Annotated in this window: 10 protein-coding genes; 7 read left to right on the top strand and 3 right to left on the bottom strand. The window is 42.0% G+C overall.

The window, feature by feature from the left end; genetic code table 11:
• Positions 1–298: 298 nt before the first annotated feature.
• The gene (locus tag Q0257_RS07695) at positions 299–553 is read left to right on the top strand and encodes a hypothetical protein (RefSeq protein ID WP_069435689.1); all 255 of its coding nucleotides are present in this window, start codon (positions 299–301) and stop codon (positions 551–553) included.
• Positions 554–695: 142 nt separating this feature from the next.
• On the top strand, positions 696–866 hold the full coding sequence (locus Q0257_RS07700; RefSeq protein ID WP_298023624.1) for a hypothetical protein: 171 nt from the start codon (positions 696–698) through the stop codon (positions 864–866).
• 709 nt (positions 867–1,575) lie between these two features.
• On the opposite strand, the gene Q0257_RS07705 is transcribed toward Q0257_RS07700, so the two are convergent.
• From Q0257_RS07705 to Q0257_RS07715, 3 genes are all read right to left on the bottom strand, one after another.
• A complete protein-coding gene (locus tag Q0257_RS07705; RefSeq protein ID WP_298023628.1) occupies positions 1,576–1,995 on the bottom strand; it encodes a ribosome maturation factor RimP in 420 nt (139 codons plus the stop codon).
• Entirely contained in the window at positions 1,988–2,353 is a 366-nt protein-coding gene (gene rbfA / locus Q0257_RS07710) for a 30S ribosome-binding factor RbfA (RefSeq protein WP_298023631.1), read from the bottom strand. The genes Q0257_RS07705 and rbfA overlap by 8 nt, the downstream gene beginning before the upstream one ends.
• 502 nt (positions 2,354–2,855) lie before the next feature.
• Positions 2,856–4,010, bottom strand: coding sequence for a tyrosine-type recombinase/integrase (locus Q0257_RS07715; protein ID WP_298023633.1), 1,155 nt, complete (start codon positions 4,008–4,010; stop codon positions 2,856–2,858).
• Between the two features lie 748 nt (positions 4,011–4,758).
• Here Q0257_RS07715 and Q0257_RS07720 point away from each other — a divergent pair.
• Genes Q0257_RS07720 through Q0257_RS07740 form a run of 5 tightly spaced genes read left to right on the top strand, consistent with a single transcriptional unit; the run spans position 4,759 to position 9,247 of the window.
• Complete coding sequence (locus tag Q0257_RS07720) at positions 4,759–6,123, top strand: hypothetical protein (RefSeq protein WP_298023635.1); 1,365 nt, start codon at positions 4,759–4,761, stop codon at positions 6,121–6,123.
• Positions 6,123–6,737 carry a hypothetical protein gene (locus Q0257_RS07725; RefSeq protein ID WP_298023638.1) on the top strand — a complete coding sequence of 205 codons (615 nt, stop codon included), beginning with the start codon at positions 6,123–6,125 and terminating at the stop codon, positions 6,735–6,737. Before Q0257_RS07720 ends, Q0257_RS07725 begins: the two co-directional genes overlap by 1 nt.
• On the top strand, positions 6,734–7,720 hold the full coding sequence (locus Q0257_RS07730) for a type IV secretion system protein (protein ID WP_298023641.1): 987 nt from the start codon (positions 6,734–6,736) through the stop codon (positions 7,718–7,720). The genes Q0257_RS07725 and Q0257_RS07730 overlap by 4 nt, the downstream gene beginning before the upstream one ends.
• 10 nt (positions 7,721–7,730) lie before the next feature.
• Entirely contained in the window at positions 7,731–8,024 is a 294-nt protein-coding gene (locus Q0257_RS07735; RefSeq protein ID WP_298023644.1) for a TrbM/KikA/MpfK family conjugal transfer protein, read from the top strand.
• Positions 8,021–9,247, top strand: a complete 1,227-nt coding sequence (locus Q0257_RS07740) for a toprim domain-containing protein (protein WP_298023647.1) — start codon at positions 8,021–8,023, stop codon at positions 9,245–9,247. Before Q0257_RS07735 ends, Q0257_RS07740 begins: the two co-directional genes overlap by 4 nt.
• The last annotated feature ends 269 nt before the right edge of the window (positions 9,248–9,516 follow it).

A 9,516-nucleotide genomic window follows, 5' to 3' on the forward strand; every position in this document is an offset into this window, starting at 1 on the left:
AGAAATTCCGCGTAGATACGAAACTGCGAAATCTTACCACAGGTTTTAGAATTTTATCCTAAATCGCAAATTTTGCGGCGTCCGTTTCGTGCACGGACGGCACAAAATTTTACGCTTATCGTGCAAAAGAGCGTCTGCCGATAGCGTGGAGAAGCCGGCTTTGAGAAATAAAATTTTAATAGGCGCCATGGCAAAATCGCAATCGAGCGTGAATATACAGTCCCAAAAGGCACGGCTTAATTTCAGCTCAAATTCAGGGGGGGGGTAGAATTACACGAATTTTCTTCAAAGGATCAAAATGTCTGAACAACCGACCGTTCAACCCCAATCAAACGTGCTTGGGATACTCTCCATAGTCTTTGCGATTTTAGGGATATTTTTTCTAGGGATCGTCTTTGTTCCGCTTGCGTTTTTGTGCGCGATCGCTGCGACCTATCAAGCCGTCAAAAAGCAAGCCTCGCTCGTAATAGCGATATTAGCGTGGATCCTTACGATCGTGGGGCTCATGACGTCTCCCGTGCTGCTAGCCACAATCGGCATCTCCGCTTCATAGTCGCAAACATCCGCGCCGCTCAGCGAAATTTCAATTATCAAATGAGCGGCGCGCAAACCTCCGCCCGCAGAGTTTTAAAGTGTAAATTTTATGGGCGGATTTAGCCCCTTGAAATTCTGCGGGCAAAATTTTAAGGCGAAATTTGACACAGGAATTTTGTATCAAAAATTTACTGGCGGAATTTCAACGTGGAATTTTACCGCGCCTAAAAGAGCGCGTAAATTTTAAATTTAGCCGCTTTCGAGCGCGACGTAAAATTCTAAAGCAACGCGCAAGCGTCACGCAAAACTTACCTTTTAACGGTGCGGTGTGAAATTCCAAAACGGCACGCGCGGCATGGGAATTAAAAATTTGCGCAGCAGCAATCGCCGCGAAGCTTGCTTTTTAGCGGTACGATCTGAAATTTCAAAGCGCCGCCCAGTGGCGTAAAAATTATCTTTTGTCGGCGCGATCTGAAATTTCAAAACAAACAAGCGGCGCCGGAATTTTAAAATTTTGCGCCGAGCGCCGCGAGAGATCAAAAGCGACCGACAGCGGCAAATTTTTAAAAAATCCAAAATTTAACATGCTCGCGTGCCCATGCGACGCAACAAGACGGTACTGCGGGCACGTCCGCGCGAAAGGCTAATATTTATCGAATTTCACTCTACCCGCAGCCCGCACATTCGTACCGCATGCCGACAATCGCAAACCTAAGCCGCAAAAAGCTTAGCGAAACGGCGTTTCGCCGCGGTGCGCATGCGAACAATTGCAACGCGGAAATGCTTTCGTGAGATACGATCAATCTCAACGCAAAAGACTGTTTTTTTGAAAGCCGCACCGAATATAGCGCGCCAAATTAAAAAGTAAAGCAAGATGCTACGAGCCGTGCATCGCTCGCGATAGACGCAATACTTAAAAGCGCACAAAAAGCAAGGCAAATCCCCAAATTGGCCTCGCCGCTTTAGCTTGAAATTTAAGTCTACGCTTCTCAAACACCACACCCCAAAGCCCTACATGCAAAATTTTAAAAATCCGCGCCGCTACCACTGCACGTAGGTTCGCGCCTTTTTGATCTCGTCAAGTCGCACGCTTACCTCGCCGTCGTCCGCGCGCAGTCTAAGCACGCCGCCTTCGCAGTCTAGCACCTCGCCGCTTAGCTTCTGCCCGTCCGTGCGGCTTAGGCGCACCAGCTCGCCCACAGAGTTCGCGAAATGCTGCGGCTTGCTTAGCTTGCGCTCAAGCCCGGGCGAGCCAACCTCCAGCGTCCATTCGCCCTCAAGCGGCGGCTCCACGTCGAAAATCGGCGAAAGTAGCCGCGATAGCCGCTCGCAGTCGTCTAGGCCCACGCCGCCTGCTTTCGTGATACTGATGCGGTAGATCGTTCTGCCGTTTTCGCTCACCGTCTCCACGTCGTAAAGCTGCACGCCGCACTCGCGCGCCAAAGCCTCTAAATCAACCATTTTTACGCAGCTCCTCCTCTATTTTGTCAAAAAGATCGTCCATTTTATTTTGATACTCCAAGCGGTCGTCAAATTTGAAGTGAAACGCGGGGCAGCGGTACCAGCCCTCCGCCTCGGCGCAGAAGTTTTGCAAATATCTTGCCACGCGGCCGAGCTTTTCGAGCACGAATTCCTGCTCGCGTTCGTCGAAGGCGTTTTTATCCAGATAGACGAACGCATCGTAGCGCCCGCACTTGCACTCCACGTCGGTGACGCACAGCCCGCGCAAAAGCTCGTCCTCAAGGCTCGCGAGCGCTTCGGGGATGAGCTGCTTTAGCACGCTTTGCGTGCGCAGTCTTCTGAGTTCGGTCGGATTCATCTTTACCTCGCTATCTTAAACCGCCGCAGATTGCGCGGCGATGGAATTTTATTTTGCGTCTTGCGATGACGGAATTTTATTGCTTTGTCGCAGCGGGGCATCCGTCTCGCGACGGCGCGAAATTTTATTACGTTGCCATAAAAATTTATCTTACGCCCATATCGCGGCGACATAGAATTTTTCTCGTGTCCATCTTATGGCGGCACGGAATTCTATCTCGCTTCGGCACGGCGGAATATCCGTTCTGCGGCGACGCGGTCTGTTTAAATTTGACGCGGCGTGCGTCGCGCCGGAGCGTCCATTTAAATTCTAAGCGGTTTGCGTCGCGCAGGCACTACAAGTGGCGCTGCGCTTTTAAAATTTCGCTCTTAAATTTTATAAGTCGCAGTGCCGAAAAAACGGCATTTTTACGCATTAAAAGAAGTAAAATTTTAATCTATTTTTAGTAAAATTTAACCTTATTATAACATATTTTTCAAAATAAGATGCCTAATATTAAATTTTAAATGACAATATCATTTAAAAAAACCGCCCTTTGTTTAACTTCTTTCGGCAAATATTTAGCATAAGAGCGATAAGTCTCATTCAAATCCTTATGGCCCATCATTTTGCAACCCACCCACATAGGCTCCTCGCCGCGACTTAGCATTACGGAAGCGAAAGAGTGCCTGGTATCGTAAAGCCTACGAGTATTATAACCGAGTTTTGCTTGCAAATCGTTAAACTTAAACCTCATTGCAGAACGAGAAAGTGTGAAAATTCGCCGGCTTTTGTCGCTGCTATCAAGCTTTATAAGCTCATTATAGACGATTTGCAGCATATCGATCGTGCGATTGCTGGACTTAGTTTTGGGCGAATCCACAATGCCAACGTCCGAAAGCGTTTTATTTATCCGGATTTGCCTATTTTCAAAGTCGAGATCGCCGAAAGTAAGAGCTAAAATTTCACCGGTTCGGGCGCCGGTAAAGAATGCTACGACTAAAAATAACCGCAACTCGTCGTCGGCATTTTTAATGAGCTCTAAAATTTCATCAAGGCTAAACGGCGGAAATTTTTCATCCTCCAATTCATCGAGGTGTTGCTTAAATCTAGGGATAAAAAATGGATTTTTGGAGATTATGTCGTTGCTTACGGCATATCGAAAAATCATCTTAAAAAAGGAGCAATAACCGCTAATCGAGCTATCCTTTAAGCCCTTATCCTTGCAAAATTTAACGAATTCTACGCTGTGGTGCCTCTCAAAGTCGGCCAGGTAAAAAATACCGTTAAAGCTTAAAAATTCCGTGATTGTATGGCTCATAATCGTATAAAGCCGCCTGGTTTTATCCTTTAAAAACGACTTCTCGGCAAGGAGACGATCAATCACGCTATCAAAGCTAAACTCGCTAGAATTTTTAATAGCGCCGGCGCCTTTCTCCCCTTTTCTAAGGAGTCTATCGGTCTGCAAGTCCTCGAGCTCGCGATACCGGCGCTTAGCTTCCGCAATATCGGATTTAGAGCCGAGAAATAAATCATAATTTTTACGAACGAAATCAAACGCCAGAGGCGATTTTTTAAGACCCGTAGCACGGCGAATTCTAACGCCGTCCTTTTGGCAATCAATATAAAAACGCCCGTGCTGTATGTAGATATTTTTATTTTTTTCTAAATTTTTCATACGAGTAACTTTATCAAATTTTAATTAAAAGTTAGCGAAAAAGCGTCATCTTTAAGGTTAAAATTTTTTGAAGTAAAATTTTTTTTGCTTAAAGTGCGATTTTATGGAGCTTAAAAATCTTAAAATGGATAAAAAATCGGTTAAGAAAAGCGATTTTTTACAAAATGCCTCGAATAATTTTTAAGGTTAGCAACTAAAAAGTATATTGAAATAAAGAAATGTAGGCTATTTAATAGCCTAATTAAAAATTAAATAAAAAGTTTAAGTTTTTACAAAATGCCTCGCCACTTACCTATATATAAAAAACAAATTTAAAAAAGGGAAAAAATAAATTTAGATAGAGTCTGTGTAGCTGAAAATTTAAATTTTTAGAATTTTTAAATTTTAATTAAATTTTTAGATAGCTTAAATTTTCCTTAAAAACATATTTATATATACAGAGAAGAAATTTCAAAAAAATTAATAATTAATGCGATGGGAAAATTTTTAATTAAAGCTGGATTTTTAAATTTTAAAATCAGTCAAGCGTTTAAAACGATTTTAAGAGCTATTAAAGCCGCATAGATGAAAAATTAAGGAAAGAATAGAGGAAAAAGCTTATTTTTGATTGTAGAGCATTTAAAAGGCATTTGTGAGCGTTTTTAATTTTTTTGGCAAATCTAAACCTTTTTGTATGTCGTTTTTTAAAAGTTTTTTAAATCTAACAAATGATAGACTGCTGAAAAATAATCTATCAAAAGGATTTAAGGTGGCAGAAGAGCTGACGCAAGAGCAGATGGCCGAATGGGCATATTTAAGCGAGGACGAACAAACCCTAACGACTTCAAATATAAGCAAAGGGGAAGAAAATGAGCCGCAAACGCAAAACAAAGATATGGACGACACGAGAAACAAGATTTTAGATTGTCAGCAAGCCATAGCAAATACCGGGTTATTCAAAAGCAATGAGACAAGCGCGGTGGCTTGCGTAAGAGAGTTTTATACTGCATACGGAACGGACGACGATAGCAAAGTTCAAGAAGCAATCAACGATATTTATAGAACCAATATGAGTCTAAGGGATGTGACCGAAATAAAAGAGCTCACCTTAAGAGAAATGAATATGGAGCTAAGAGAAGACTTCGATAACGGCAAAGAATACACGATACGAGACATTAACAAGAAATTTGCCTACGAAGTAATGGGAGCAGCAAATTTAAGCAAAGACGCGCAGCAAGCCGTAGAAATACTGGGCGAGAAAGAGCTGCTAGATGTGAGAGTTAAAGAAAAGCAGCAGGAGTTAGACGAATTTAAAAGCCCGAAAGCAAAAAGAGAGTTCGTAAAAGATAGATTAGACGGCGTAGAAAAAAATGAGTCCTTGAAGGAGAGTCTACAAATTTTAAAAGAGAAAGAAAAAATAGAAGAGCAAATCAAGGCAAAAGAGGAGCAGATCGCCAAAAAGGAAAAAGGGGAAGAAAAAGAGCAGAGCCCGCAACAAAACGAGCCTCAGTCAGGTAGAGAAAGCAGCGCCGAGCAAGAGGATTGGAACAAACGAGCCGACGAGCTAGAGATGCAGCACGAAAAAGAGCTCGAGGATCTCAAGGATCAGCAATCAAAGCTTGAAGCGAATTTTCAAAAATCAATCGACAATCTCATGAACAGCGACGGAATAAACGGCATTATAACTGCGCTGCAGGAAATGGATAGAAGCCTTGAGATGATGTTAAAACAGGGTAAAGAAGAGAGTATCGCAAAAGATCGCCAGCGCCAAGAAAAGCTTGACCTAGCTTTTGACAGCCCCAAATTTAAAGAAACAGTGGGCGATTTAGTAAAAGAAGTCTACACACAACGTAAAAAAGTCAAAGGCGGATTTAAGGAGATGGAAAACGAACGGGCTAATTACGCCAAACTACAAACAACCTACGAAAAAGAGACCAAAAAAGGCCTTGACGTCAAAGGATACGAAAAGTTAAAAAAGATAATGGGCGACATCGAAAAAGAGACGCCGAATTTTAAAGATAGCTACCCCAAGTTTTATCAGAAGGTAAACGATACGCTAGCGCAAACCAAAGAGAAAATTTTAAACAAGGCTAAAGGGCAAGAAAACGAAAACGACAGAGGCAGGAGCCTATAATGAATAATATAACGCCAGAGCAAAGAAGAAACGTACTAAGCGACGACTTGGAAAATTACGCTAAAAGCGAAAATGACTTTTTAAGCCTAAGAAAGAGCTTTATAGACTTAAATTTTAGCTTAGCTCTCGCATATGAACACGACAAGCAAAAGGCAAAGAAATACTTAGACGCGGCCAAAGAGATACAAGGACTCGAAGATAAACAAGACAAGAGGGGGAAGTGGGAAATAAACGAGGATAACAACAAAAAAGTGATGATCCCGCACAAGGACGATGAAAAATTTCAAGCCAAATTCGAAAAAGAAAACCAGGTCCTTTTTAGGCAGCTACAAAACGAGCTGGAGCTCATGAATAACGAAGCAAGGCTATACGAAAAAATCAAAGACAATAAGGACAAAGGCATAGATAAATTAACGCCGCTTTACGTAGAGTTGCAAGAAGGGCAAATCGACGCAAAAAGAAAATACGGAGACGAGGTTGGCAAACCGATAAATGCGGATAGATTTAGGTACAGCTATCCAAATGCCACCAAAACGCTAGAACAAGCTGTCGAAAAATGGGCCGAAAAGGAAACTAAAAAAGAAAATACCGAGCAGAAAGGAAGAGAGATATGAAGAAAACATTAATATCTATCGGTGCGGCAACGGCGCTATTTTTTAGCAACGCAAACGCAGGAGGTGTCCCGGTCATAGACGTGGCCGCAATAGCACAGGCGGTGATAGGCTATACGCAAACTTTAAAAGATTATGCGGAGCAGATCAAGCAATACGAGCAAATGGTCAAAGATACGCTAAATTTTGAAAAGCAGATGGCCGAGCTTGGCGTAGATATGAATAGCATATACGATATACTAGGTGACGCACAGAGTATGATCGGCCAAATGCAAAGCATATATGATAACGTCAAAAATATCCCGAATGACGTCATGGGCGATATAGCGAGAGTGCAAAGCGCGTGCTCGTTTTTGGAAAATAATAGCCAATTTTTCGGAATGACGCTAGGAAAAACCAAAAGCTCAATCAAGAGCAAGGTTAATCGCTGCACTTACGCATTGCGAGATGGCGCAAATTTAAGCAAAAGCATAGACGAACTAACCGAGCAAATGAATAAAACCGTCGATCCTATCCAAAGAGCAAACTACCAAGCGCAAATCAACAACATAAAAAACGCCGAGAAGTTCCTGCAAGAAAGAGATAATATCGAGAAAACAAACGCCCTGCTAGCTTTTGAAGATACGTTTCATAGCGATGACAAGACCAATCCTTACTCAAAGGCAAAAATGAACGACGATTTAAAGCAGCTTTCAAAGCAACTAAGCAAGCCAAACAACCAAAAGCAAGCTCAAGCCCTTACAAACTCGATACTGCTTAAAATTCTCGAAAATTTGCAGCACCAATACGAGCTGAATATCAACTATACCAGTACGATGGCAACGAGTAGGCAGCTAAACGAAAGCGGCAGCAATAAAAATTTAACCGAAGAAAGCTTTAATCAGTCGGTCGTAGAATACAAGCGCAACGACGCCATATTTGAGCCAGAAACCAAGCAGCTCCCGAAAGACGAGCTAGGGCTGCCAAAATTCGTATATTTTAAATAAAGGGGAAAGAATGAAAAAACTAGTTTTTAGTTTAATCGTAGGCGCAATTTTTGCGGCAAGCGGCGCGATCGCAAAAGAGACAAGCGTAAATGATACGGCGACGAAGACGTCCGCCCCAAAAGAACTCGCCGAAGTATTTACCGGCGATAAGAAGCTGGCATGCGAAGCGGTGCTATGCCTTGCGAGCGCTACGCGCCCGCCAGAATGCGCCCCAAGTCTTAAAAAGTACTATTCAATTACGGCTAAAAAGGCGCATAAGCAGGCTCAAAAAAGAAAAGCATTTTTGGATCTGTGCCCAAGATGAAAGAAAATCTAGTCGAGCTTGCGCTTGATGAAATTTTAAAGAATAACGGCTACTTTGAAAAAAGAGACAAAAGTAGCCGGAACTACAAAACGCTTACGAACGACTACGGCGATACGATAGTCATATCGCGCCAATCAAACGGCCATTATTTATATTTTAATCCAAACGATAGCACCGATCGGGGCAATATTTACAACTTCGCCAAAAATCGCGGAGTGGAAGTAAAAGATTTAATAGACGAAGACAAAATAAAAGATATAAAAGAATTACAAAACAATACTATACCGAAAGCAACTACTAAAAAAATCGATAATGAAATAATAGAAAAATTTAAAAAATTAGATAAGACGGGCAAAAATTCATTTTTAGTCCTCAAAAGAAAATTAAGCGCTGAACTCTTAGCGCAATTTAGCAGCTTAAAACAGGACGGCAAATACCAAAACGCAGTCGTACCGACATATACGCTGGCATCAGCACAAACGAATGCCGGCACAAAAGAGTTTTTAAAGCAAAGCGGGACGATAAGCTATCTCTCAAAGCCTTTAACGCACGATCCGCAAGGAAAACCATACAATAAGCCCATCAAGCAGCTTTGTAACGGGAATAAGGGGCTGGAAATTTTAAAGGCCGACAACGCACATAAAAGCCCGAAAGAATTTAAAAATATCATAATCAGTGAGAGTATGATCGACACGCTATCGTTTTGCGAAATGAAAGGGGTAAATTTACAAGAGACGTTGCTATGCTCGACTAACGGACAAATATCGGCATCGCAAAAAGATGCAATTAAAGCGCTACGCAAGCTCGCCCCGGATGCAAAGTTTACGTTAGCATTCGATAACGACGATCGCGGCAAAGAGTTTGGCAAGATCGTGGAGCAGATAGTGCCCGATGCTAGTAGGGAAATGCCGATATTAAAGGACTTTAACGATGATTTAGTAGTCGGCAAGGTATTAGGGCTAGCAGCGCGCAATATCAGCAAAGAAAGCATTTTAAAGCCATTGAGTGAGCTTGGCAAGAAAGTAGAGTATTTATCAAAGAAATATGATTTTTTAGAGCCTTGCGCAAAGAATGACAGAGTAAAAGAGCTTTTAGGGTTTAATCTTTCTAAATTTAAAGAGATAGCTCCAAAGGTGCAACGTTTGCCAGGAATCAGAGAATGCCTTAAACGACTTGATCTTGTCGAAAGAAAAATCGGCAGGGAGTATTCTAGAACTATATGATTTATAAAATGCCACTCAATCCGTGCAGCTAAATTTTAATTCGCTTTTTGAAGTTTAAGGTTTGGATAAGCTTTTTAAAATTGTATTTTATCCCCTTTTCTTGGGGGTTTGGTAGAGATTGCAACAAGTAGAATTTTTACAAAATGCCGCTTATTTGGCTTGTCCGGATGGCCAAATTTTGACTACCCGGATTGAGATCGGCGGCGCAGCTCGAGCAGCTAAATTTTAATTCGCTTTTTGAAGTTTAAGGTTTGGATAAGCTTTTTAAA

This window comes from uncultured Campylobacter sp. (assembly GCF_938018035.1).
Classification (GTDB): Bacteria; Campylobacterota; Campylobacteria; order Campylobacterales; family Campylobacteraceae; genus Campylobacter_B.